Annotated in this window: 28 protein-coding genes; 13 read left to right on the forward strand and 15 right to left on the reverse strand. The window is 70.2% G+C overall.

Annotation, left to right across the window (positions count from 1 at the left end):
* Window positions 1–428 precede the first annotated feature (428 nt).
* From EDD40_RS44360 to EDD40_RS13575, 6 genes are all read right to left on the reverse strand, one after another.
* Entirely contained in the window at window positions 429–1,109 is a 681-nt protein-coding gene (locus EDD40_RS44360; RefSeq protein WP_123743213.1) for a DUF6319 family protein, read from the reverse strand.
* A gap of 47 nt (window positions 1,110–1,156) precedes the next feature.
* A complete protein-coding gene (locus tag EDD40_RS13555) occupies window positions 1,157–1,762 on the reverse strand; it encodes a DUF2238 domain-containing protein (protein WP_123743214.1) in 606 nt (201 codons plus the stop codon).
* Window positions 1,763–1,852: 90 nt separating this feature from the next.
* Complete coding sequence (locus EDD40_RS13560; protein WP_123743215.1) at window positions 1,853–2,800, reverse strand: DUF1996 domain-containing protein; 948 nt, start codon at window positions 2,798–2,800, stop codon at window positions 1,853–1,855.
* Window positions 2,801–2,840: 40 nt separating this feature from the next.
* Window positions 2,841–5,621 (reverse strand): glycosyl hydrolase, encoded by a 2,781-nt coding sequence (locus EDD40_RS43520; protein ID WP_123743216.1) that lies wholly within the window; start codon window positions 5,619–5,621, stop codon window positions 2,841–2,843.
* A gap of 128 nt (window positions 5,622–5,749) precedes the next feature.
* Complete coding sequence (locus EDD40_RS13570) at window positions 5,750–5,947, reverse strand: hypothetical protein (RefSeq protein ID WP_123743217.1); 198 nt, start codon at window positions 5,945–5,947, stop codon at window positions 5,750–5,752.
* Between the two features lie 511 nt (window positions 5,948–6,458).
* A complete protein-coding gene (locus tag EDD40_RS13575) occupies window positions 6,459–6,653 on the reverse strand; it encodes a hypothetical protein (protein WP_148088785.1) in 195 nt (64 codons plus the stop codon).
* Window positions 6,654–6,968: 315 nt separating this feature from the next.
* Here EDD40_RS13575 and EDD40_RS13580 point away from each other — a divergent pair, with 315 nt between their 5' ends.
* From EDD40_RS13580 to EDD40_RS41675, 6 genes are all read left to right on the forward strand, one after another.
* Window positions 6,969–7,715 (forward strand): hypothetical protein, encoded by a 747-nt coding sequence (locus tag EDD40_RS13580; RefSeq protein ID WP_123743219.1) that lies wholly within the window; start codon window positions 6,969–6,971, stop codon window positions 7,713–7,715.
* A gap of 353 nt (window positions 7,716–8,068) precedes the next feature.
* Entirely contained in the window at window positions 8,069–8,701 is a 633-nt protein-coding gene (locus EDD40_RS13585) for a helix-turn-helix domain-containing protein (RefSeq protein WP_123743220.1), read from the forward strand.
* Window positions 8,698–9,060, forward strand: a complete 363-nt coding sequence (locus EDD40_RS13590; RefSeq protein WP_148088786.1) for a hypothetical protein — start codon at window positions 8,698–8,700, stop codon at window positions 9,058–9,060. The genes EDD40_RS13585 and EDD40_RS13590 overlap by 4 nt, the downstream gene beginning before the upstream one ends.
* Window positions 9,057–9,998, forward strand: a complete 942-nt coding sequence (locus EDD40_RS13595) for a hypothetical protein (RefSeq protein ID WP_123743222.1) — start codon at window positions 9,057–9,059, stop codon at window positions 9,996–9,998. The genes EDD40_RS13590 and EDD40_RS13595 overlap by 4 nt, the downstream gene beginning before the upstream one ends.
* Window positions 9,991–12,180 (forward strand): cell division protein FtsK, encoded by a 2,190-nt coding sequence (locus EDD40_RS13600; protein WP_148088787.1) that lies wholly within the window; start codon window positions 9,991–9,993, stop codon window positions 12,178–12,180. The genes EDD40_RS13595 and EDD40_RS13600 overlap by 8 nt, the downstream gene beginning before the upstream one ends.
* A 213-nt stretch (window positions 12,181–12,393) precedes the next feature.
* A complete protein-coding gene (locus EDD40_RS41675) occupies window positions 12,394–12,546 on the forward strand; it encodes a hypothetical protein (RefSeq protein WP_170185062.1) in 153 nt (50 codons plus the stop codon).
* A gap of 73 nt (window positions 12,547–12,619) precedes the next feature.
* Here the strand turns inward: EDD40_RS41675 and EDD40_RS13605 are convergent, their stop codons facing one another.
* Entirely contained in the window at window positions 12,620–13,969 is a 1,350-nt protein-coding gene (locus EDD40_RS13605) for a pentapeptide repeat-containing protein (protein WP_123743224.1), read from the reverse strand.
* A gap of 230 nt (window positions 13,970–14,199) precedes the next feature.
* Here EDD40_RS13605 and EDD40_RS13610 point away from each other — a divergent pair, with 230 nt between their 5' ends.
* Window positions 14,200–14,820, forward strand: a complete 621-nt coding sequence (locus EDD40_RS13610; protein ID WP_123743225.1) for a hypothetical protein — start codon at window positions 14,200–14,202, stop codon at window positions 14,818–14,820.
* Window positions 14,821–14,924: 104 nt separating this feature from the next.
* Window positions 14,925–15,545 (forward strand): hypothetical protein, encoded by a 621-nt coding sequence (locus EDD40_RS13615; RefSeq protein ID WP_123743226.1) that lies wholly within the window; start codon window positions 14,925–14,927, stop codon window positions 15,543–15,545.
* Here EDD40_RS13615 and EDD40_RS13620 read toward each other — a convergent pair.
* Together EDD40_RS13620 and EDD40_RS13625 are read right to left on the reverse strand one after the other, a co-directional pair.
* The gene (locus EDD40_RS13620; RefSeq protein WP_123743227.1) at window positions 15,524–15,727 is read right to left on the reverse strand and encodes a hypothetical protein; all 204 of its coding nucleotides are present in this window, start codon (window positions 15,725–15,727) and stop codon (window positions 15,524–15,526) included. The two genes, EDD40_RS13615 and EDD40_RS13620, sit on opposite strands and share 22 nt — an antisense overlap.
* Before the next feature lie 112 nt (window positions 15,728–15,839).
* Window positions 15,840–16,025, reverse strand: a complete 186-nt coding sequence (locus EDD40_RS13625) for a MerR family transcriptional regulator (protein ID WP_123743228.1) — start codon at window positions 16,023–16,025, stop codon at window positions 15,840–15,842.
* Window positions 16,026–16,172: 147 nt separating this feature from the next.
* Here EDD40_RS13625 and EDD40_RS13630 point away from each other — a divergent pair, with 147 nt between their 5' ends.
* On the forward strand, window positions 16,173–16,415 hold the full coding sequence (locus EDD40_RS13630; protein WP_123743229.1) for an HC3 family zinc finger protein: 243 nt from the start codon (window positions 16,173–16,175) through the stop codon (window positions 16,413–16,415).
* Between the two features lie 119 nt (window positions 16,416–16,534).
* Entirely contained in the window at window positions 16,535–17,230 is a 696-nt protein-coding gene (locus tag EDD40_RS41010) for a hypothetical protein (RefSeq protein WP_148088788.1), read from the forward strand.
* Between the two features lie 81 nt (window positions 17,231–17,311).
* On the opposite strand, the gene EDD40_RS13640 is transcribed toward EDD40_RS41010, so the two are convergent.
* The 3 genes from EDD40_RS13640 to EDD40_RS13655 form a co-directional block, all read right to left on the reverse strand.
* Window positions 17,312–17,731 (reverse strand): GNAT family N-acetyltransferase, encoded by a 420-nt coding sequence (locus tag EDD40_RS13640; protein ID WP_170185063.1) that lies wholly within the window; start codon window positions 17,729–17,731, stop codon window positions 17,312–17,314.
* 263 nt (window positions 17,732–17,994) lie between these two features.
* Window positions 17,995–18,336, reverse strand: a complete 342-nt coding sequence (locus tag EDD40_RS13645) for a hypothetical protein (RefSeq protein WP_123743232.1) — start codon at window positions 18,334–18,336, stop codon at window positions 17,995–17,997.
* A gap of 487 nt (window positions 18,337–18,823) precedes the next feature.
* The gene (locus EDD40_RS13655; protein WP_123743234.1) at window positions 18,824–19,585 is read right to left on the reverse strand and encodes a DUF7662 domain-containing protein; all 762 of its coding nucleotides are present in this window, start codon (window positions 19,583–19,585) and stop codon (window positions 18,824–18,826) included.
* Window positions 19,586–19,691: 106 nt separating this feature from the next.
* Here EDD40_RS13655 and EDD40_RS13660 point away from each other — a divergent pair, with 106 nt between their 5' ends.
* Window positions 19,692–19,952, forward strand: a complete 261-nt coding sequence (locus EDD40_RS13660) for a helix-turn-helix domain-containing protein (protein WP_123743235.1) — start codon at window positions 19,692–19,694, stop codon at window positions 19,950–19,952.
* Window positions 19,953–19,991: 39 nt separating this feature from the next.
* Here EDD40_RS13660 and EDD40_RS13665 read toward each other — a convergent pair whose 3' ends face one another.
* Window positions 19,992–20,420 carry a hypothetical protein gene (locus EDD40_RS13665; RefSeq protein ID WP_123743236.1) on the reverse strand — a complete coding sequence of 143 codons (429 nt, stop codon included), beginning with the start codon at window positions 20,418–20,420 and terminating at the stop codon, window positions 19,992–19,994.
* Between the two features lie 98 nt (window positions 20,421–20,518).
* Window positions 20,519–21,160 (reverse strand): hypothetical protein, encoded by a 642-nt coding sequence (locus EDD40_RS13670; RefSeq protein ID WP_148088789.1) that lies wholly within the window; start codon window positions 21,158–21,160, stop codon window positions 20,519–20,521.
* An 88-nt stretch (window positions 21,161–21,248) separates the two neighbouring features.
* Between EDD40_RS13670 and EDD40_RS13675 the strand changes: the two genes are divergently transcribed.
* Entirely contained in the window at window positions 21,249–21,815 is a 567-nt protein-coding gene (locus EDD40_RS13675) for a hypothetical protein (protein ID WP_148088790.1), read from the forward strand.
* A gap of 4 nt (window positions 21,816–21,819) precedes the next feature.
* On the opposite strand, the gene EDD40_RS13680 is transcribed toward EDD40_RS13675, so the two are convergent.
* On the reverse strand, window positions 21,820–22,830 hold the full coding sequence (locus EDD40_RS13680; protein ID WP_170185064.1) for a site-specific integrase: 1,011 nt from the start codon (window positions 22,828–22,830) through the stop codon (window positions 21,820–21,822).
* Between the two features lie 106 nt (window positions 22,831–22,936).
* On the opposite strand from EDD40_RS13680, the gene EDD40_RS13685 reads away from it, so the two are divergent.
* Window positions 22,937–23,731, forward strand: coding sequence for a hypothetical protein (locus EDD40_RS13685; protein WP_123743240.1), 795 nt, complete (start codon window positions 22,937–22,939; stop codon window positions 23,729–23,731).
* The last annotated feature ends 14 nt before the right edge of the window (window positions 23,732–23,745 follow it).

The following is a 23,745-nucleotide window of genomic DNA, read 5'->3' on the forward strand; positions in this document are numbered from 1 at the left end:
CGGTGACCGGGGAGTTGAGCGGCGGCCGGGATTCGGCGCGAAAGCCCGGCGGCCGGCGTCGTCGGCCCGAGCCCCGGCTCGCTGGGGCGGCCGGGGTCGGGTGATCGGTGTTGCGGTGTGGTGGTGCGGTCTAGTGGTGGTGCGGGGTCAGCAGGTGGAACAACACCCGCAGCCGGGGCCCGTGCAGCCGGTGCAGCAGCCGCAGCTGCCGAGTTGGGCCTGCTCCGCTGTCGTGATCTCAACAACCATCTTGTGCCTCCGCGGCGTCGAGGGACTTCGTGCGACCGAAGGTATTTCGACCCCACCGTCCGCCCCTACCGCCGGCCAGGGGAAGTACCCTCACCCGATCGCGGAACGGCAATCATCAATACGTTGCAATACGTGTTCTCGCCTGGTCAGCACCCTGTTCCCGCGCGGTTCCCGCACCGTCAGCCGTTCAGCTCGTCCAACGCCCGCTGGGCCGCCTCCAGCTCGGCCCGCAGCTGCTCGACCCGGGCGAGGTGGCGTTCGCGGGCCGCGCTCAGCACGCTCTCGACCGCCTCGTCGACCTCCGCCGGCAGCAGCTTCGACACCTGCGACACCGCCGACGCGGCCACCGGCGCGGCCTTCAAGGTGCGCTTCGCGCCCCACTGCACGTCGACCGTCCACTCGCCGTCGGCGGTCGACGTGAGCGTCACCGTCACCTCCGCCGGCTTCGCCTGCTTGCGCGCCGCCGGCCGGCGCTCCGCGGGCGCGGTCGGCGCCGGGGCGGGCCTCGGCTTCGGCGGAGCGGGCGCGGGAGCCGGCGCGGGCGTGTAGATGTGCTCGACCGGAGCCGGAGCCGGGGTCTCCACCGCGGCGGGCGCCGGGGCGCGCTTGCGCGGAGCCGGTTTCTCCACGGTCAACTCGGCCGGCGAGAACGACAGCTCGTCCTTCTCCCCCGTCGGCCGCACCTGGATGAAGTCCCCCTCGGCGGGTTCGGTGAACGCCACCACCTTCGCCGACCGCCCGGCCTCCACCCCGACCGCGGCGGAGGTGAACCAGACCGCGGGCGGCCGGCCCGCGGCCAACTCCGCGCGCAGGTGATCGATGTCCTGCGCGGACAACGAGTTCTGCTTCGCCTTCGCCATCGCCTACCTCCACGACTTGCACAAGATCTGTCGGGGTGCAGCTTGCCCTACGCCACCGACAATCCCGCGAGCTGCCGGTCGTGCGCACGTCCCAGCGCCCACTGCGCGACCACCGAACCGACGAGCGCGAGGAGCATGTCCCAGTGCGTGTCCCACACATCCCCTTGCGTGCCAAGGAAGTCCGTCGCCGACTCGCCGCCGACCACCGCGCCCGCCCACTCCACGAACTCGTAGCCCGCGCTCACCGCCAGGCACGTCGCCGACACGAGGAAGGACGTCCACCGCCCCGGCCGCAGCGGCGTCCGGCGCAGCAGGACCTCCCGGACCAGCACCGCTGGCACGAAGCCCTGCACGAAGTGGGCGAACCGGTCGTAGTGGTTGCGGTCGGTCCACGGCAGCTCGCCCAACGGCACCTCGGCGTAGGTGTAGTGGCCGCCGAGCGCGAGCACCAGCGCGTGCCCGAAGATCAGCCAGTAGGCGAGCGGGGTCAGCGGGAACCGGCGGCGGGTCCACGCCAGCAGGGGCAGCGCGATGACGATCGGCGCGACCTCCAGCAGCCAGGTGACGTGGTCCTTGGGCCGGATGGCCGACACCGCGACCGCCACCACGACGAGTACCGCGAGGGTGACCGGCAGGCGGTCCCTTGGCTGCATCCGGCGATCCTGCCACCACCGGGCCACCCCGCGCATCAGTCCACAGTGGACGGGCGGCGGGGTGGGTCGCACCCCGCCGCCCGCGCGCCCCTAGATGGGGTTGCCGTTCGTGCCGCAGATGCGACCCGCGTTCACGCAGTTGCGCACCCGTCGTTCCAGTTCCGGCTGGTCCCACGCGTTCATGAAGTCACCGTGGAAGGTGTACCCCGGCGCGTTGGTCACGTTCACCCCGTTCACCGTCCCGCCCAGCGACAGCCCGCCGCCGTTGACCGGGTAGGTGATCAGGAACTCCAGCCTCGGCAGGACCACGTTGTGCGTGGACGGGCACGACCCGTTCCAGAACACGATGTGGTCCTTGTGGTTGGCGCTGTCGAGGTCCCGGCCGTTCCAGCAGGTCGGGAAGTCGAGGTACGTCTCCAGCTTGGTGCCGGCCGGGCAGTTCATGAAGTCCCGGCTCGACGGCGACTGCGTGGTGCACGACCACCGCGCGGACGGGTTCTGGTCGGGGCTGGTCGCCCGGGCGTTGCCGACGACGTACCTCATGTCCGGCGGGTACGCGACGGCGCGTTGCATGTCGTGGATGCCCTGGTAGTACACGGTGACGCTCTCCGGCGCGACCGGCTGCCCGTTCTTGTAGAGCGTGGGCACCCAGTAGGCGGACAGGTCGACCACCGGGTCGCACGTGGTGCCCGCCGCTTTGAGCGACGTGTACGTGGACGACGCGTTGGTGGACCGGTTGCCGAAGAACTCGTGCACGTGCGACACGCCGGTCTGGTTGGGGTAGATGATCGGGTCGTTGCCGGACCGGTGGCTCGCGCGGCAGTTGGCGCGGAACTCCGAGGCGGCCTGGATGCCGGCTTGTCCTTCGATGGCCGCGGCCTGGTGCGCGTCCGGTGCGGCCGGGTGGCTGTCGTGGTTGACGGCGTGGATCTCTTCCGGCCCCGCGCCCGCCGGCTGGTAAGCGACCACCGACCCGATCAGGGCCAGTGCCAGCGCGACGGACGCGGCGCCGATGACACCTCTCAATCTCGCGTTCATCCGATCTCCTCCGAGAGTGGAGCGGGATGCGGCGGCAGGTCTAGGAACCGAACGTGATCCAGTTGACGTTGACGAAGTCGGCGGGCTGACCGCTGGTGAAGGTGAGGTAGACGTCGTGCTTGCCGGTCAGGCCGGTGATGTTGGCGGGCACGGTGCGCCAGCTCTGCCAGCCGCCGGTGTTGGCGATGGCGAAGCTGCCGAGCGGTGTGGCGGTCGGGCTGCCGACGCGGACCTCGACCAGGCCGCTCACGCCGCCCGCCGCGCCGCTGGCGACGCGGGCGACGAACTGCCGGCCGGTGCGGGAGCCGAAGTCGACGCCCCGGAAGAGCGCCCACTCGCCGTTCGCGAGGCCGGCGATGTTCTGGCCGCCGCCGGTGTCGGTGGTCGTCTCCTTGAACACGCCCTTGTGCTCGTCGTAGGACTCGGCCTGGATGGTGGCGAAGGCGTCCCGGCTGGTCGGCGGAGCGGTCGTGGTCGTGGTCGTCGTGGTGGTGGTCGTGGTGGTCGTCGTCGACGTGGTGGTGGTCGTCGACGTCGGGTTCACGCCACCCGAGCCGGAGTCCACGCCGCTGCCGGCCGGCCCGCGCCACGCGGTGGACGACGCCGGCACGGACAGGGTCTGCCCGTCGGAGAACGTCACCGTGGCCGTCGTCGTGCCCGGGTTGTAGGCCACGTACGTGCGGGCGCCGTTCTTGCTCAGCACGGCGTGCGTCGGCACGTTCGCGGTGACGGACGTGTCGGGCGTGCCGTAGGTGTCGAGCGACGTGATCCAGTGGTAGGCGTGCGCCCGCGAGTCGCCGTCCTCCGGCGGCAGGCCGGAGCCGTAGTTCGCCAGCGCTTGCGCCGGGTCGGCGAGCGCCAGGAACTGGGTGATGACGTCCTTCCACTCGACCTCGGTGCCGCCGTTGTTGGCGCGCAGCTCGTTGACGTTCTGGAGGATGTCGGCCTTGTAGTCGGCGTGGTAGAGCGACCCGCCGGTGATCGGCAGCATGTTGATGCCGTGGATCTCCTCCGGGTTGGCCGTCCACCAGGTGCTGTAGCTGGCGCCCGCGCCCCACACCATGCCGACCGTGCCGTGCTGGAAGGCCGCCGGGAACACCGTGTCGTCCTTGTCGAACCAGTACTGGGCGATCGTGCTCTCCTGCGTGGTGTGCAGGTAGATGCCCGCGTCGCGCATCGCCGTGTCACCGGTGGCCTGGCCGAACAGCACGGCGGCGGTGGCGAACATCATGCCCTCCGACGAGGACTCCTCGTTGTTGCCGTGGGCGAAGCCGGCGTGGCCGGAGGCCCAGCCGTGGCCCGCGTAGGCGTCGAAGTTGCGCAAGAACGGGAAGCGCGTCTCGCCGCGGTCGAAGTTGTTGGCGTCCTTGACCAGCAGCTTGACCATGCCGCCGTAGCGGGAGTCCGACGCCCAGCCCGGGTCGTGCTGCGCGAGGATCGCCGCGGCCAGCACGTAGTAGCCGTAGTGGAAGTGGTGGTCGTTCAGCTCGGCGTCGGTGCCGTAGGACGCCTTGTAGCCGATCAGCGTGCCCCACGTGGCGTCGTAGGCGAAGTGGTTGCCGGCCTCGCCGGGCGTGGCGGTGAGCCAGTCGGAGAGCCGGTCGCGGACCAGGCCGAGCAGCCGGTCGCGGCCGTCGGTGTAGCCGATCTGGTTGGCCACCCGGGCCAGTGCCGCCAGGCGCCACAACGCCTTGCCGGTCCAGTAGGTGTCGCCCGCGCCCTTCCACGGGTCGGCGGCGTTGAGCTCCTGGTCGATCTCCGAGCGCAGGCGGTTCTTGTCGGCTGCCGAGGACAGGGGTAGCGCCGGCAGGACGCCGTTGAACGTGCTGCGGGTCGTGAACGACGAGCCCTCGCGCACCCGCATCTCGCCGCGCGGCGAGGTGTAGCGGAAGGCGGTGAGGGTGTCGGGGGAGTTGAGCCACTGGTGCCGGTAGAGGGCTTGCAGGGTGCCGGTCTGGGTGCCCTGGCGTGCCGTGGTCGTGGCCGTGTAGGTGGCGGTGAGCTGGGCGTTCGCCGAGTTGTAGGTCCAGTTGACCTTGGTGTCGGTGACGAACGAGAAGGCGTAGCGCTGGAACAGGGACAGCGCGTCGCGGCTCGGCAGCACGGCCACCGAGAAGAAGGCGGCCGACGAGGTGGCCTCGGCGGTGCCGACGACGTTCCAGTTGCTCGGCGAGAACAGCGCGTAGTCGCGGCCGTTGATCGTGACGCCGAGGGTGGTGCCGGTGTTGCTCCAGATCGTGGTGGCGCCGTTGAACCCGACCCGGGCCGTGCCGCCGGTGGCCTCCGCGTACACGTACGGCGAGCCGTGGCCGATGGTCGTGCGCAGGGTGCGCGTCCCGTCGGTCCACAGTGGACTCACGGTCCAGTCGGTCCAGCCGTCGACCTGGGTGCGGGGCGAGTTGAGGCCGCTGACGCCGACGAACAGGTCGTCCTGGTGCATGAACTCGTAGAACCGGCCGTCGGGGGTGATGTTCGGGCTGGTCGGGTAACCGACGCCGAGGCCCTGCGCCGCCGCGTGGAACGTCAGCGGGTGGGCGTACATGTTCTCGGAGTAGGGGTTGCCGGGGTAGCGCTGGAAGGCCAGCGACGACCACCAGTCGTTGGTCGGCACCGGTCGGCCGGCCATCCTGGCGGTGACCTTCGGCGTCAGGGGCGAGCCGTTGGCGTCGGACGGGCCGACCGCGCCCGCCGGACGGGTGGTGGCGTAGCTGCCCGCGCCCACCGTGACGGCACTGGCCGTTCCGGGTAGGGCGAGGGGGATCGCGGCAGCCGCGGCCACGGCGACCGCGAGGGCCGCCAGGTGGGGGCGGATTGAACGCACAGGGACCTCCAGCAGGGACTCACAGCTCTGTGAGAGCGCTCTCACGCAAGTCAAACGGTAAACCGCAGGTGAGGCGCGTGTCTACGGTTGGCCGCTTCTGACTCTGTCAAGAGCCCCGGTTCGCGTGGCTAGTCCTCGACGCGGAGGCGGTACTCGCAGCCGTACTCGACGGCGTACTGGAGGTCGTAGTGGTGCACGATCTTCGGGCCGCCGTGCAGGTGGACGTGGGTGACGGTCTGCTTCGGGGACTCGGGCGGCTTGGCGTGCGAGTCGACCCGGCCGTCGAGGGGGCCGCCGACGAACCGCACCACGTACGCCTGCGTCATCGGACTGCCTCCCCTTCTTCGACGTTGCCCCCATGGTACGAGAGGACCAGTCGGATCGCGGCTGAACCGCTGTCGGAAACAGCCGGTTGGCGGAAGGTCAGGCGCCGGACCAGCGCCGGCCGGCACGTCCGGGGTCGTGACCCCGGACGGCGCTTCGCGCAGGCGTCGGGCGGCGTTCGCGCGGCGCCGCGCCCGGTCGGCCGTGCGTCGGCCTCGCCCGCCGGCGACCAGGCCGGTGAGGCGGCCGTCGTCGACCAGCGGGTGGGCGCTCGGCACCCCGGTGCGCGCCGGCACCGGCTCCGGGTGCCCGAGGTCGGCGAACTCCGCCCGGTCCCGCGGGCCCGACGGCAGCGGCGTGATCGCGTGGAGGGTGGCCAACGGCTCCCCCACCTGCCGTGACACGTCCCGCGGCGCGTCGTCGCCGGCAAGCGCCTCGGACCGCTCTTCGGCCACCGCGGGCGGGATGCTCACGGCGAGGGGTCAGGTCGTCCCGAGGGGTGCGGGCGAGCGATTATCGGTCGCCCTCCGGCTGTTCGCCCGGCCGCTCCTCGATTGTGTCCTCGGCTGTGTCCTCGTCGGTCCGCAGCGAGCCGTCCTCGTCGAGACCGGCCGTGTCCAGCACCCCCCAGATGGCGTGGGCGACGGCCGCGTAGTCGCGGGCGGGCACGTCGGCGGGCAGCAGCACTTCGAGGCGTCGGGCGTTCACGCGGCTCACCATGCCCCCGCCCCGCCGGGCCGCGCGACACCCCCGTCCGGGTCACGGGGACCGGTGGCCCGACACCGTCCCCGCGGTCCGCCGCGGTGACCTGCGCGCTTGCCCGGCCCGCGCACCCGGCCTCTCGCCCTCCGGGACAGTCCCGCGAGCGCAACACCACCCGGCCGGATGAACCTCTGACACCGAACCGACCGCTGACGGACCGTCGTCGCCCCAGCTACCCCGCAAGGCTGCACGCGAGGTGGTCCGCCAGGCGGCGCTACAGTCCAGGAGGCCAGTCACCCTGCGCGAAGACGAGGTCCGCTCGTGGCCGATCTCGCCACCGACCAGCCCAGAAGCCCCGTGCTCATCGAACTGTGCCTGCTCCTGCGCGACTTCTTCGGCGATCTCGACCTCGGCGCCCGGCTCGACGACCTGACCGACGACGACCTCTACCGGCACATCGCCTTCGCGGCGTCCCTCCGGCACTCCGGCCGCGACTTCACCGCGCGGCCCACGCCGGAACTCGACCACATCGCCGTCGCCGTCCTGCGACGGCTGTCGACCGGGCCCCTCGGCGACACCTCACTGCGGTCGCCCCAGGCTCGGTACGCGACGGACCCGACACCGCGCACGATCCAGGTCGCGGACGGGCCCGCGAGCACCACAGCCCCCGACAAGCCGGTCGGGGCGTTGTGGACCTCATCCATCCTCCCAGAGGGCACCAGCATGTGGCATTGGGGCGAGACGGCGGAGTTCGGCCCCGACCGACCGCTGTTCACCGTCACGTTCGACCCGGCGGACCTCCGGGTGTTCACCATCGACTCGGCCGCCGACTACGGGCAACTGGTGGGCCGCTACCCGCGCTCGTCGGACGGACGCGCACAGGTGTGCTGGACCCGTGCCGCCGAGGACCTCGACGCCGTCCACCTGACCGTGTCCGGCCTGCTCACGGCCCAGCACGTCCCGGTCGCGACATCGCACGGCACCGCGACTTTCACCGGGTGGGACGCCGAGTCCACCGCCTGGCTCCACCTGCCGAACGCCTTCGAGACGACTCCGGTGACGACGTAGGCCAACGACCCGGCGGGCGCGGTCGCCGGCCGGTGAGCGTGGAGCTGGATCACTCAGGACGTGAGGCCGACCAGTTCTAGTTGCGCTTGCGCGACGGCTGGACGCGCGGCGGCTCGCCGGGCATCTTCGGGGTGTCCGACGCGAGAACGCTGTGCTGAGCAGGGAAAACCCAGATCGTCTCGAAACGTACTGCGCCAGGTTATCCGGTGAGATCAGGCGGCCCGCCGAGGTGGTAGGACACCCCGACGGACCTTGATCTCGACCTCGCGCAGGAGGACGAGACCCGTGACGGATCTTCCCATCACGTCAACCAGGTTCGACGCACGGCACGCACACCGCTCGGCGGTGAGCCCGTGAGCCTCGAAGCGATCACGTGGGCGCTGAACCGCGCCCCGATCCCCCGCGACCGTCGCGACGCCTCGTCGCTGGCCGTCGTCCTGTTGGGTCTGGCGAACCACGCCGATCCGTTCGGGCGCAACGCTTTCCCCGCCGTCTCCACCCTCGTCCGGTACACGAGGCTGTCGGAGCGGTCGGTCCAGTACGCGCTGCGCTCCCTGGAGGAGCTGGAGCTGATCGGCCCGTCCGACCCGGAAATCGTCGCCGCGTACGTGAAGCGCTCCGACCGTCGGCCGCGCGGCTGGGACCTCGCGGTGCACCGCTCCGAGGGGGCTGTGGACAACTCGGCCGACGGGGTGCAGAGTCTGCGCCCCGCTAACGGGCACGGGGTGCAAACTCCGCGCTACGGGGTGCAAACAGCGACCTCACGGGGTGCAAGCACTGCACCCGATCCTTCCCTTAACCGTCCAAAGAACCGCCCTTCGCCGAGCGCGCCCGGTGGGCGCTCGGCGGTCCCGGCGGAGTGCGGCGGTTGCGACGCCCGCCCCGGCGACCCGATCAGCGCCCGCGTGGTGTGGCTGGACGAGGACCGCACCCGGTCCACGCCGTGCCCGCGCTGCGCCCCGGCCCGGTCGGGGGGTGCCCGATGAGCGGGACCAAGCGCGCCGCGCACCTCACCCCCGCCGCCCGCCCCGACACCCCGGAGTGGGCCGACGAGACGATCCGCATGTCCGAGGGCCGCCTGGCCCACGTCGCCGAAGTCGGCCGCGTCCTGCTGCTCCCGGACGGCGCTGACCACCTGGTGGTGCGGGTGCTCCAGCGGCTGCACGCCGTCGTCGGCGAGGAATCCCTGACCTACCTGCCCGGGGTCGCGGCGGTCGACGTGCGCCGCGTCGCCACGGGCACCAGCGACGACCCCGGTCTGATGACCTCCCAGCGCGCCGCGGAGCTGGCCGGGCTGCTCACGCAGGCAGCCGAGCTGGCCGCCCGGATCGACGGTGGCCGGTGAACACGGACGCACAGCGCCTGGAGCGCACGGGCCGGGTGATCGCCGGGGCCACGTGGGTGATCGCGGGCGTGGTGATGATCTACGGGCTGCTGACCGTGACGCCGTGGCTGGTGCAGCAGGGCATCCCGCCGTGGTCGGCGTGGATGCTGCCCCCGGCCGTGGACGCGGCCCTGGTGCTGGCGCTGGTCGGTGACCGGGTGCTCGCCCAGCACGGCCGCTCCACCGGGTGGGGCGTTGCGCTGCGGGCGGTCACCGGCCTGGTGACCCTCGGCCTGAACGTCGCGCCCAGCGCCTTGAAGGGCGACGGCGTGGGCATCGCCCTGCACGCGGTCGGCCCGGTGCTGCTGTGGGTCGCCACCGAGGCGGCCGGGGCCTACCAGCGGGCGTTCGCCGGGCTGGCGGCGGACCTGGCGCGCCAGGCCGGCGCACCCGGTGAGGCACCCGCCGACCTGGCGACGCCGGCCCCGGCGCACCTGGCGGGCGACCTGGTGCACCAGATTGGCAACCACCCGGCGCACCAGGCCGGCGAGGACCTGGCGGACATGGCCCACCAGGCACCTGGTGAGGATGCCCACCAGCCTGGTGACCAGCCCGGACCGGCCCACCTGGCGGAGCCCGGCGACGACGCCCACCAAGTCGACCAGGAGCCCGCTCACCAGGCCCACCAGGTGAGCGCCGAGCCGGTTCGCCAGGTTGGCGAGCACCCGGTGAGCGTGCCGCGCCAGGCCCCGCGCCGGCCGGCGGAGGTCGACCCGGCGGACCTGGTGGAGCGTGCCCGCGCCGTGCTGGCGACCGCCCGCCAGGAGGGCCGCCAGGTCGGCCGCACCAGGTTGGCGAAGGAGCTGGGGATCACCGAGCACCAGGCCCGCCGGGTGCTCGCCGACGCCACCAGGCCGCGCCTGGCGGCCGTCGCCGGGGAGGTGGCCGGCCGTGGCTGAACGTGCACACCAGGAGCGGGAGGAGTTGGACGAGATGGGCGGCGAGTTGATCCCGTTCCCGAGCACCGAGCCGCCCACTGGCGGGCCGAGGCCGGTCACGCCGGCCGGGGCTGGCGAGGTCGAGCCGAAGGTGTTCGACGCCGAGCTGCTGGCCGACGAGCCACCCGCCGAGTCGGCGTGGCCGGTGAAGCCCGACACCGACGGCGGCGGTGAGGGGTGGTCCCGCCGCGCCGGGCGCGTGGCGGCGCGGGCGGCGTGGCAGGTCGGCCGGGGTCACGCGGTGCTCGGGCGTCGCGCGTTGGACGCGGTCGTCCACGGCGCGATCCGGGAGCAGATCCGCCGGGCGCGCGAGGTCGGGGACTCCGAGGCGCTGGCCGTGTGGACGGACAAGCTGCTGGCGGTGAAGGCCGCCCGTCACCAGCGGGTACGCGAGCTGCCCCGCACCCTGCGCAGCGTGCTGGTGGTCGTGCTGGTCGCGGTCGTCGCGCTGCTCGGGCTGGCCACGCTGATGGGCGTGGCGCTCCAGCTCGACACGGGCGGCTGGGACTGGCGCACCTGGTGGTCGTTCCTGGCCGGCGTCGGCGACGTGCTGGTGACCCTGGCCGTCGTCGCGATCCACGCCGTGGTGTGGGGCGCGGCCCCGGCCTGGCTGCTCGCCGCGTGGCGCGCGGGCCGCGCCGGCGGCACCCTCCCGACGTGGGCGGTCGCCCCGGGACTGCGCGAGGAGCCCAGCGCGATCGTCACCCCCGGCGGCATCGCGCAGGCCCTGGCCCACCTGGGCATCGCCCCGCTGAACAAGGCCCTCAAGGACGGCTGGAGCGTCGAGTTCGCCACCCCGCCCGTGCGGGTCAACAACCGGGGCTACCAGGCCGTGCTCAGCCTGCCGATGGGCGTCACCCCGGACATGATCGTCGACAAGCGCGCCGTGCTGGCCCGCAACCTGCACCGCGACCCGGTCGAGGTGTGGCCCTCCGCGCACGAGCGCGCCGGGTTCGTGGACCTGTGGGTCGCCGACACAGGCTCCACCACCAAGGCCGCCCCGGAGTACCCGCTGCTGCACGCGGGAACGGGCGACGTGTTCGCCGGCGTCCCGCTCGGGGTCTCGCAGCGCGGCGACGTCATCGCCCCGCCGCTGGTCGAGTCCAACATCGTCTTCGGCGGCATGATGGGCCAGGGCAAGTCTAACGCCGCCCGGGTGATGATGCTTGGCGCGGCGCTGGACCCGCTCGCCGAGCTGTGGGTGTTCGTCTTCGCCGGCAACGGCGACTTCGACGCCTACACCCCCAGGCTGGCCCGCTACCGGCGCGGCACGGGCGACGACGTCGCCGAGGCCGCCCTGGACTCGCTGCGCGAGCTGTACGACGAGGTCGGCCGGCGCGAGGCGCGGCTGGCGGAGTTGGGCGCGAAGAAGGTCACCCGCGGGCTGGCGGAGAAGCACCCGGACCTGCGGCCGATCGTGGCGCTGTTCTCCGAGTGCCACGAGCTGTTCGGGCACGAGGAGCACGGCAAGCCCGCCGCCGACCACGCCGTGCAGATCCTGCGCCGCGCCCGCAAGACCGCGATCACCCTCGGCTTCGACACCCAGTCCAGCCGCGCCGACGCCATCCCGCCCAAGATCGTGGAGCTGGTCCGGCTCAACGCCTGCTTCGCGGTCAAGACGTGGCGCTCCAACGACGGCTTCCTCGGCGACGGCTCGTTCCAGGCCGGCATCCGCGCCACCGAGCTGCGCCCCGGCAAGGACCGGGGCACCTCGCTGCTGACCGGCGCGACCAGCGAACGCTTCGAGATCCTGCGCTCGTTCTTCGTGCCCGTGGACGACGACGCCGGCTGGGACGCCGCCACCGACGTCATCGCCCGCGCCATGCGGCACGTGCACACCGCCGTCGCCGTCGGCGGCAACGCACGCCCCGTCGCGCCCGCCGCCCGAGACCTGCTGGAGGACTTGGACGCGGTGCTCAACACCGACCCCGTCCCGGCCGCCGACGTGCCCGCCCTGCTCGCCCACCACGCCCCCGACTGGCAGCCCTACCGCACCCTCACCGGCAAAGCCCTCGTCGCACGCCTCGCCACGCTCGGCGTGAAGGTCCCCAGCACCGGCAACCGCTGGCCCGTCCGCCCCGAAGCCGTCCGCGCAGCCCTCGCCCGCGCCGCCACCGCCGACCTCGACGACGAGCCCGAATGAGTTAGCCGCCCGCCCCTCCGCAGCACCCCGCCACGGGGTCTCCGGAGGGGCGCTCCGGGCGGCCCGCCACGGGCTAACTCCCTAACTTTCCGCAGCTCACAGGTCCAGTTGCGGGCGAGTGAAGAACCTAACCCGACCTCGCCAGGCTAACTCCGCCCGATCTTCCCCCGGCGTCCGCCGGAACCCCGCGCACCGAACCTCCGGAGGAGCCCCATGCCCGTCATCACCCGCACCAGCGAGTTCCGGCCCGGCAGGTGGATCATGCTCGCCGCCGCCGCGTGCGCCATCGCGTACGTGCTCGGCGCGGCGTCCACGATGCCCGACAGCACCGTGACCGCTCCGCCGTCGGCGGTGTGCGCGCCCTGACCCGCACCACCCACCGGGCCGCCCTGGGCACGTCGCCGGGGCGGCTCGTCGTATCGGAGAGGACAGCCTTGGATCATGAGGTGCTAGTCGGCTCGTCCCCGTCTTCATCCGCGGTGTCAGAACTGACCGCGACAAGGCGGTGCCAGGTGCCCTTGCGGCCTTCGATTGGGCCGTGCTCGTCGGTGGGTCGCCACCCGTCCGGCCAGTAAGAAGGATCCGGCATCTTATGGCCGATTACAGCCTCGTCGAACACGACGTCTCCAGCGAACTTAGCCCCATTAAACCAGGCAGTGCCGTGGAACCAGAGGAACCCGTCATCCGCGACACTTCCAACAAACACTGCCTTATAGAAGTGGGCATCTTCGTTAAACGCCACGTCGCGAAATCCAGCTGTCTCGACGAAAACTACATCGTCAAATCCAGCAGTACTGGTGAATTTTGCACGTTCGAACTGAGAACATCCAACAAACGTCGCTCCATCGAACCAGGCACTCGCACCGAATTGAGCGCCGCCGAACGCTGCGATTCCGCCGAACCTCACCTGACCGAATCGGGCGTACCCGCCAAACTTCGCGCCGTCAAAACCCGCATTTCCGAAAAACGCCGCGCCATTAAATTCTACACTCTTGACAAACTCCGCATTAGTGAACTTCGCCTCTCCGACGAACAGCGCTCCAACGAACGATGCATCGTGAAGTTCACATTCCGACAGATCGAAGTTCACGAGAGTAGCGCCGGTGAGGTCTAAGTCAATGTGTGGCCAGAAAGTTTCGATTTTCGGGGTGGAGTAGCCCCGTGGAATGCGCAGGTGTGCGGCGAGGATGCGTTGGGCGGTGAGCCGCACTTCGCGCTCCTGCACCCGCTCGGCGTAGCGGGCACGGGTCTGCTCGTCGGCGTCCTCGGCGGGCGGATCACCGGGCAGTGTGTACGGCATCCGCAGGTAGGCGCAGAGCACGTTGACCACCGTCTGCCGCTGGTGCGGATTGTCCTGCGCCAGCCGCTCCAGGGCGTACAGCCCGGCTAACCGGACCGGGGCTTTCTCAGAGCCGAGCTGTTCGGCGGACTTGGCGTACAGCTCCGTGATGCGTTGGGCCTCGGCATGCACACGGGCGTCGTCGGCAACCCGCTCGGCGTGCAGCCGGTTGGTGTCGGCGACCTGCTCGACGTGGGCCTGCACCCGGTCCCGTTGAGCCAGCTCGGCGTGCCGGGCGTCCAACTCCATCTCCTGCGTGCGCTGCCGGCGGACGGCCAGGTACAGGGCGAACAGCCCGCCGCCACCCACGACGATCGACGCGGCGAGCTTCAGCGCGTCGAGCTGCGCGGTCGCCCGCTTGTCGGCGTCAGCCAAGGCGAGGCCGTCGATCCATCGCCACAGCACCACCAGCGCGGCCACGGTGGCGGCTGCCACGAGCACCGCGACCACCGGAACCGGCCACCGCGGCAACCGGGGCCGGGGCTTCGCGTTCTCAGGGGCAGGCGGGGTGGGGCGGGGTAACGGGGCGGGAGGCTCGTCGGTCACGTCGGCATCATCGCGATGTCGTGGCTCGTCGTTCCATCCACCCCGTTGTCGTGCGGCCCGTTGTGTCGGAGGGTGCGCGTACCCTCCCTCCACCAATAACGCGCCGGGTCGACTCGGCGAGGCAAGGGGGCAGGGTGGACTTCGGAGATGTTCCCGCGTGGGTCGCGGCCGTCGTGGCGCTCGGTTCGATGGCGGTCGCGGTAGTCGCGGCCGTGTTCGCCAGTCGGCAGGTCGCAGCGGCGAGAACACAGGCCGCCGCGGCGCTCCAGCAGGCCGACGAGGCGAGAAAGGCTCGCGAGGCCGCAGAGGCGGGCGTCGAGCAAGCACGGCGAAGCGCGGCGGCAGCCGAACAACAGGTGGCGATCATGCGTGAGCAGATCGCGGAACAGCGCGAGGAAAAGGACCGCCCCCAGTTCAAGATCGTGGGACCTGAGCAGTTCACAGGACAGACAACGATCCGTCTCGACGTGGCGATGGTATCGGGGGCCGACCTGAGTTCCCTCACCATCAACGTCGAAGGCAAGGACGTCGCCGGAGTCGCCGGAGCACCTGACTCGAAAATCCGTGGCGGCCGGAGCATCATCCGCTCCGGCCTCACGGCAGGTGGCTCTGCCGTCGTGTGGGTCGACCTCACAGGGAAGCTGCCTTCCACGACCCTGCTGGTGCAGCTCACCTGCGAAGCGCCGGAGGGCCGTAGGTGGATACTGCCTCCGGTGGAGGTGCAGCTGATACACCCGGCAATCGGCGGGCAGTGAATATCATGGACGCCTAGGTAGACGCGATCTCCCGGCTTGCTGCCTTACCCTGCTGTCCGGCTCGAAGACGCGCCGAGCCGACTCGGCGAGACAAGGGGGCAGGGGTGGAGGTCGGAGACGCGGCGGCCTGGTTCGCCGTCGCCGTGGCGCTGATCGCAGCGTTCATCGCGCTGGGCAACGCCAACTCGGCGAAGCGACAGGCCAGGGCCGCCGAGCGGGCCGTCGGAGAAGCCCAACGCAGCGCGGCAGCCGCCGAGCAGCAGGCCCAAGCAGCGCAACGCCAGGTCGAGATCATGCACGCGCAACTCGACGATTCACGAGCCGAACGCGAAGCACGTGACGGGCCGACGTTCGAGATCGAACGAGCCGAGGTCTTGTTGCCGGAACATGACGGCATGTTCGTCGAGGTCACCGTCAAGATGATCAGTGGCCCCGTGCTCGCCCGCGTCGCCGCGAACGTGGGCGGCGAATACTTGGGCTTGAGCTTCCGGCCCGGATCACCGACGCGCCCGCCGATCTTCGAGAACATACGGCCCGGCAGCAAGTTCACCGTGCGTGCGTTACGCGATGAGTGTCCGACACCGATCGACGGAGTCGTGGACCTGACTTGCGATGAAGAGACCGGCGGCAATCGCACGTGGTACCGGAGCCTTGGAGTTCGAATCACGCAGAACTGGATCCTCGCAAAGGCGGTCAAGATCCGTCACGACGGCGACCACGGGTAGCCCGCCGCGTCCGCGTCGAACGCCGAGTTCATCTCCGCGTCGGTGATCTTGTCGTCCGTCCGCAGCGAGCTGTCCTCTCCGATTCCCACCGCGCTCAACATCGCCCACGTCGCGTGGGCGACGGCCGCGTACTCGCGGTTGGTCAGGTCGTCGGGGAGAAGAACCTCAAGTCGTCGGCGCACACCTCCACCCTGTGGACCGCTGGTCCATGCGATCCCCACGAGAGTGACTTTTGCGCAGGTCGGGACCGGTGGTCCGAGCAGGTTGACACCTTCGGGTGAGGCTTCGCGCCGCCTACTCGTCGCGTCGGCGCAGCGCCCGAAGCTGCTCGCGCAGCTCGTCCAAGTCCCACCGGGCGTGGCCGCCCGCCGTGACGAGCGTGGGCGTGACGAGGCCCTGTTGCCACCAGCGGACCAGGGTCGCCCGGTCGACGCCGAGCGCCTTCGCGGCCACACCCGTGGGCACGAGTTCGCTGGTCACGGATGCAACGATCCGCCACGGCCGCCCCGAACGCCGTCGCTGCACCACGTCTGCAACGTTCGCAACACCCGTCCGGAGTCTTTACGGCACGACCGCGACCGGGTACGCAACGTTTGCAACGATTGCCCGACTCGGTGGGAGTGGCCGATGCCCCGGCACCTGTGGCACGACGGCGGCGGACTGCGGCACGCCTACGACACGGCGAGCTACCCGTTCCCGCCGCGCCCTGGCGAGGAGATCACCGTCCTGTGCGGGGCGGAGGTCACCCTAGTTCGCGAGGACTTCCCGCAGCTTCCCGAACACCGCAAGCACCCCACCTGCTGGGAGTGCGACGCGGCGTGGAGGCGGAGGGAAGGACTTGCACCGCGCCCGGCCGTCGCCAAGCGGTAGCCGGGTCAGGTCGGCGCATCATCCGTGTGACGGCCTGCTTGAATCACCGAATGCCGTTAACCGAGCAGTCGCCGCCAGCGGGAGAGCCCTGGTACACCACCGGCACGTTCTGGGCAATCGTGGCCGTGGTGGTCGCAGTGGTGGCGATCGTGGTGGGAGCGTGGGCGACGTTCCGCTCGGCCCGGCCCCGGCGCGTCCTGTATGTGTGGGTCGACTCGGCGGTGCCGCTGATCAACAGCACGCCCGGCCTAGATGGACGCAAACTAACGGTGTCGCTGGACGACCAGGAGTTGACCGCACCGTACGCAGTGACGGTCGAAGTGATCAGCCGAGGCGCGGTGGACATCGCGGCGAGCGCATTCGGTGGCACACCGCTGGAATTGGAATTCGACGCACCTATTCTCACATTGCTGGATAAGACCGTCAACGCGGGACGTCCGGCCGTTCGTGAGCCACGTACGGAGGTTGTCGGCACCGCATTGCACATAGGCCCAGCTTTACTTACCCGACGACACCGACTGCGCTACACTCTGCTGCTCGACGGGAAACCAGAGTTCCGGCCGGTAGGAGAGTTGGAGAACGTGGTCATCCGCGACATATCTCCACCTCCCCCGGCACCCAAGGCTAGATATATTTCCTTTGCATCGGCATTTTTGGCAATTTCAGTATTAGCGGTAGTGCTTAACGGTGGACTTAGCTCTAGGATAGTACTGGGTATGATCGCCACGGGGGCGGTTTTTGGTTTATTTTTGATGCTTTCGTCAACCAATGACAAGTTGCTCAAGTCGTCATCAAACACGAAGCAAACCAATTAGGTTTCGGCAAGTCCGATTTAATGAGGGCCGGACAAGCACTTCCACCGCGTCCCGCACCCCGATGTTGCGCACGGCCGCCACCTACACCGGGGCGGTCACCCTTAGCACGGTCTCCACGTCCGCGCCATACAGGTCGTCGTCCCTCGTCGGGACCAGCGACCGCAGGCCGCACTGTTTGAAGAACGCGACCCGCTCCGCCGTCGAAGTCGACCAGTCGACTATCAGGGCCATGTTGGTGCACCTCCTGCGATGCGCCTCCTGGGCGGTCTCGTGCATGAGCAGCCTGCCGATGCCCGACCGGCGTTCGGTGGGCAACACGGCGATCTGGTTCACCAGGCAGCGCGGCCCGGGAAGCCCGGCCAACTCGCCGAACCGCTCGTTGAACGGCTCCGGGCGGAAGTCGGCCCGAACCACCCCGACGGCGCGCCCGTCGGCGGTCTCCGCGAGGGCAACCGGATCGGTCAGCGGGCGGTGGACGAGCTTGAACTGCTCGACCTTCATGCCGGCACCGTCCAGGACTTCCCAGATCCGTCGCCGTAGTCCGGGCTCATCGTGGCGATCAGGCCACCGCACAGTGATCATCGATCCGCCGTTCGTCGCTCTTGCCATTCCGGGCTACACGGGTCGGCGGCCTGCTGCTCGCCAAGCACACGGCACAGCATGACCATGCGGACCTCGAACGTCATGGGCGCGTCACCTCCGCGAACGGACACCACCCACTTCGCAAGCCCTCGTCCACCCTGCCAGGCCAGCGGTGCTTCGGCTTAGCTCCCCAACCGCCGGGTGGCCACCTCGAAGCTGTCCAACGCGCTCACGTGGTTGCCCATCGCATCTGCCTGCGCTCGCAGCGCACCCGCGTGGCCGGTCAACGCGCTGTGATGCTCCGCCATCCAGTGGGAGTGCTTCGTCAACGCCTCGGTGTGCGCTTCGGTGTCCAGGTTCGCCCGGCGCAGCTCGAAGAAGGTGGCGACACCTATGTCCAGCGTCGCCTGCGCCAGCAGCTCCGCTCGCTCCGCGCCGGTCGCCTCCATGGCACGCTGCCGCGCGTCCAGCGCCTTGACCAAGTAGTCGTCGGCCTCGTCCGCGGCGTCCGTCGGTGTGCCCATCAGTCGAGCCTGGCGCGCGGACGCGGGCACTGGGAACCGGCCGTTCGGGTCGTTATCCGGCCTGGGGTCGACCTCCGCCGAGGCTGATTTCACTTCCTGGCAGCTGCGACGGTAACGACCGGTCGGCGAAACACGACCACTCCGGCAGGCTCTCCAGCTTCCTACCGCCGCAGAAAGGCGGGGCCTACAGGAGCCGACGGGGTATCTGATGCGAGCGTTCATCGGCATTGCCGTGCTGCTCGGGTTATTCGTTGCGTGCAGCACCTCCGGTGACGACGAGCCCACGAGGAGCGGCCCTTCGGGCATGTACTCAGAGGAGGAGTGCTTGGCGCTGCAATGGGACGCGCTCAGTGACGCAGGGAGCGAGGACGTCCAGACCGAGGCGGCTGCCAAGTACACGGTGCACTGCCAACCGTGACATCCGGTCGCCATGCCGATCCGGACGGCGCGGATGCTCCACCGAGCCTCTGCCTGAGGACCGGTGACGTCAGCCGGTGTCCTTGTCACGGTTGATCACCACGGCGTTCCCGTCGAGGTAGATCGAGGCCAACGCGGCGTGCTCGGCGAGGACCCGTGCCGTCTTGCGGGTCAGCGACAACGGACCGGACGCGCCCTTGACGTCGATCGTCGCGCTGGTGGCCACGGCGACCGTGACCGCGCCACCTTTCGCGAGGTGGGCTCGCATCTCGTCGTGAAGCCGCTGGTTGGTCTGCTGGTCCGCACCGGGACGGCGGTACCCGTGGTGAAACCGCCGGTCGAGGTCTTCGGTCTCGCCCACATAGACCGACGACGTCTCCTGGCCGGAGGCGTCCGCCAGGCTGACCCGGTACACGCCGGGCAGCCGCGGCAAGGTCGGGAACACCAACGCACCACTGCTGGCGAGGCGCACCGGCCCGGCCCGCTCCCAGGTCACGCGCACCCGCACCTCGACGTCGGCCGCGTCGGTCTCGACTCCGAGCGCCACCACCTGCCGGGACGAGCCCGGACGGCGCGGACCGGCAGGTGCCGGTCCCCGCTCGAACCGAACACGCCGGCGTTCGAGGTCCACCCGCGCCACGTGCCAGTCGGCGTCACGCCACGACCGCCCCTGCGACGAGGCGCTGTTGGCCCACCACGGGCGGGCGTCGTAAGCCGTGGGTGGCAGACCGCCCACAAGTCGGGCGACCTCAGTGAAGTCGAACTCCACCGCTTCGCGGCCGGCAGCGGCCAGCGCGGCGAGCTGCCTGGTCAACGGCCCGTACTTGCTCAATTCCAGCACCTCCCTGCCCTGGAGGATGCCCGCCGATCACCACACGTTCCGGTGAACACGGTCGTGAACTGCTTTCACGACCGGCCGTCCATGCAACCCCACCGCCATGACCGACACGACGAGCAGGCCGCTGTTCTACACGGTGCGAGAGGCGGCGAAGGTGTTACGGGTGGACGCAGCCACGCTCTACCGCGCGATCCGTGAGGACGCGTTTCCCGCGGTGAAGATCCGCACCCGGTACATCGTCCCGACCAAGGCGATCGAGGCGATGGCCTCCGGGGCGACAGAGACCGGCGCGGTGCTCGACGTGGCCCGGATGGTGGAGGAGCGGCGGGCGGAGCGGGAGCTGGCACAACGCTGGCGGTGATGCCGTCCACGGGCTCCGCGAGACCGACCGTCGGTTCGGCTACCCGGTCAGCACGTCCCACCGGCTCTCCCAACGCACCACGTAGGAATCCTTGACCGCGTAGTGGTGAGTGTCGGGGTTCTGCCGCCGCTCACCCACCTTCGCCATGTACGCCGCATAGCGCTTTGCGAGGTCGTGGCGGAACCAGTCGCCCGGCACCGGGTAGTACGTCGGCTCCTCGCCCTCCAGGTCCACGAAGATCACGACGTCGGTGTCCGGGGCCAGCGGCTTGTACGCGTCCTTGATCTGCCAGTCACCGGACCGGCGGCTGATCACCTGCACCAACCGGCTGGCGACCTTCAACCGGTAGCGGCCTGGCTCGGACTTCACCTCGACCGTCACGCCCGTCTGCGCCATCGCCTCGGCGGCGGCGCGGTACACCGCGTACGCGTGCACCTGGTCGTTGTTCTTCAACTTGGCGAGACTCACTCGCGGTTCCCCCTGCGGTCGGAGCGACGGTCCGCCGATGATCGTCCGGGAGCCAGTGGCGGTCAACGCGTCATGCGGGCTCAGTTCGCGGTCTGCGGCTACTCGACCAGTTCGGGCAGGCCGTCGCCTTCCCTTCGCCAGCGATACCCCTCGACGTCCGAGAACTCGATCACGACGGTGTAGGTGGACTTCACCACCATGCCGTAGAACACCCCGTCCTCTGCGAGCCCGAACATCGGTTTGATGGAGATCGACTGGCCCGGTGGCAGAACCGCCCACACCGGCCACGGGCCGTAGGGCGGCAAGATCGGAACGAGCCGGTTGCCCTTGACCTCTTTGATCTGCACCTCGACCATGGGCAGCGGGCTGCCGTTGATCACAGCCACCTGGTCGGTGCCCTGGAACAATCCGAACTCCCCGCGCACGAGCATGGCCGTGGCGCGTTGCCGCCGGCGTTCCCGTGCCTCGATCTCACGAGCGCCCTGCTCCGCGATCCGGACGGAGTCCCGCGCGCCGCGTCTGGCGATCACCAGAGCGACGACCACAGCGGCGAAGCTGCCGAGCGCGCCAGCCCACTGTCCGGCTGCTCCCCACCAGTCCGCACTCTGCCTCGTCATCCAGCCGAGCGGCATCAACAGCAGCGGCCCCATGATCAGGGTCAGCTCGCCGATCACGATCACGCTGAGCGCGCTCCACCGCAGGATCGACACGTGTCGGGGCATGTCGACGGGCACCGTCATCCGCACCTCCCAATGGCGTGGACGAGACCGTACCGGCGCGATCTCCAGACCTCGCTGCCTCACCCTGGCCTTGGCGTACGTTCTGCTCATGTCTGCGGTCTTGGAGTGGGTCAAGGCGGTCGGCCTCGGCTCGATCATCGGCGTCTTCGTCGGCGCGCGGCTCACCCGCCAGTCGCAGGACCGCCAGTTCCTACGCCAAGCGGTGGCGCAACGGGTTGATCGGGCGCGCACGGTCTATCAGGAGGCGCTGATCCTCGGGCACCGCCTGAGCAGCACACTCACTGCCCCGCGAGGAGGAGAGTCGGAACTGCCAACCCGGGAGAAAGCCGACCAGGCCCGAGAGCTGCATCGCGAGTTGTTCGAGGCTACCGTGAGGCTCAGCAGCGAAGGTGCCATTGCGATCGCCCACCAGTACTCCCGCGCGATGACCCAGAGCCAATGGCTCTGCGCGATGATCGAAGGTGAGATGGAAGTACGTCCCCCGCTCGGTCTCGACGACTACTGGAGGACCTGGCACAACTTCGTCCGGGAGTTGGACGCCGCCGACATGCTGTGGGAGCGCTGGCAGGACGAGCAGTCGTCGTCCAGCAGCAGGGGCATGTGGCCCTTCCGTCGCAAGCAGGCGACGCAGACCACGCAGGCGATCATCCCGTAGTTCGCTACAGCCCCACGCCGCGCATCGGGTTGTCCTTCCACTTGTCCACGGCGCGCACATACCCCAGCACGACCGGCGAGCCTTCCTTCCAACGGCCGTGCGCGGCGATCACCGAGACCGGCGCCCCGGCCCGGTACGCGGAGGTGGCACCGCCGGCGCGCAGCGAGTGCGCCGAGTAGGACTCGGCGTCGGGCAGCCCGGCCCGGACGGCGGCGGCCTTGACGATCGTCGCCACGGCGTTCGTGCTCAGGTTCCCGCCGATCCGGCCGTGCCGGTCGACCGACCGCAGCAGTCGCCCGCTGGTGACGCCACGTTCGGCGAGCGCGTCCGTCCACGCCTTCACCACACGGACCGGGTCGGTGTCGGGGTGGCTGCCGCGCGGGATGGCGACCTCGACGCCGAGCGCGTCCTGGTCGGTCTTCGACTTGCGGACCAGCACCTCCAGGCCGTCGGAGGTCTCGCGCACGTCGGACAGCTCCAGCGCGACCAGCTCGCTGCGGCGGCCCATCATCGCCAAGCCGAGCACGAGCACGACGCGGTCACGCAGACCGGTAGGCGTGGCCGGGTCGCAGGCGTCGATCATCCGGCGCAGCGACTCGATGGTGACCGGCGGGGCCTTGCGGGCGCGCTCGCCGGATTCGGCGAGTTCACGGCGGTGGGCGCGCAGCACGAGACGCGCGCCCTCGGTGTCGGGGGCGTTCGCGTGACCGGCCGTGCGGTGCAGGCTGCGGATCGCCGCCACGGCCTGCTCGATGGTCGATGCCCCCTTGCCCGCGTCGGCCAAGTAGGAGACGTACTCGGTCAGGGTCTCTGCGGTCGCGGGCAGCGGGGTGCGGCCGTGCCTCGCGCACCAGTCGCCGAACTCCTCCGCGATCCGCGAGTACGCGCGGCGCGTGTTGTCCGGCACCGCCTCGCGCAGCCGGCGGCGGGTCGATTCGGAGAGCGACCGGTCGGCCGGACGGTGCCGGTCGACCTCTCCCCCGACGCCGTCCACGCGCTCGACGCTGGTCCCCATGCCGCCTCCCTGACTTGTGATAAGGAAGGTTATCACAAGCCAGATTGCAGCCGGTTGCAGACGCTCCGCACGGAACACCTCGTGATCACCACGCGATGATGAGGACATGACGGACGACCACGGGCACGAACTCGAAGGCGAGGAGCTAGTCCTCGCGCAGACCACCGCGTTACTCGACGCCCGCGGCGACACGGTTGCGGTCCAACTGCTCTTGGACGTGCAGAGCCTGGAGTTCGTAAACACGGGCGATGGCTACCGAACCGACACCGACTGGTGGGTGTATCTGCAAGCAGCCGTCCTCGAAGTCGAGGACCATCTGGTCGGCCGCTTCACCGACGAGATCAAGCAGCGCATCGCCGACGCCATCGGTTACGTCGCAGGCCGCCACGGCTACAGCGACGTGACGAGCGTGGTCACACGTCCTGCACTCCCGCGCGTCGACTCGGCTTGGCGCACCACGTTGAAGTCTCGACTCGACGCCGAACGGCCGTCGAACCACGCCCGTCGGGAGCGCGACGTCTCGCGCCACCCCACCGAGGATGGCCTGACGTTCGGCAGCCAGGAGGAACTGAAGGTCTACCGAGCGCTCCGCGCGCTTCAGCAGGAGGCACCCGAGGACAACACCCTCGCGATCCTGCCGCTCCCTGCGGCCCGGCTGCGGGCCGGGCACACCTGGTCGCCCGACTGCGTGGTGATCGGCAACGGCCGCGCCCTGATCTTCGAGATCGACGGCCCGCACCACCGCGACGGTCGACGCTACGTGGACGACCGCAACCGCGACCTCCAGTGGTCACGGTGCCGCGTGCAGGTGGTCCGCATCGCGGTTGAGGACGTGCGCGACGCGAACAAGCTGAAGGTGCGGCTCAAGGAGGAGATCCTGCGGCACCTCTGGCCGCGCTGATCCTCCGATGTCGG

It is taken from the genome of Saccharothrix texasensis, from assembly GCF_003752005.1.
GTDB lineage: Bacteria > Actinomycetota > Actinomycetes > Mycobacteriales > Pseudonocardiaceae > Actinosynnema > Actinosynnema texasense.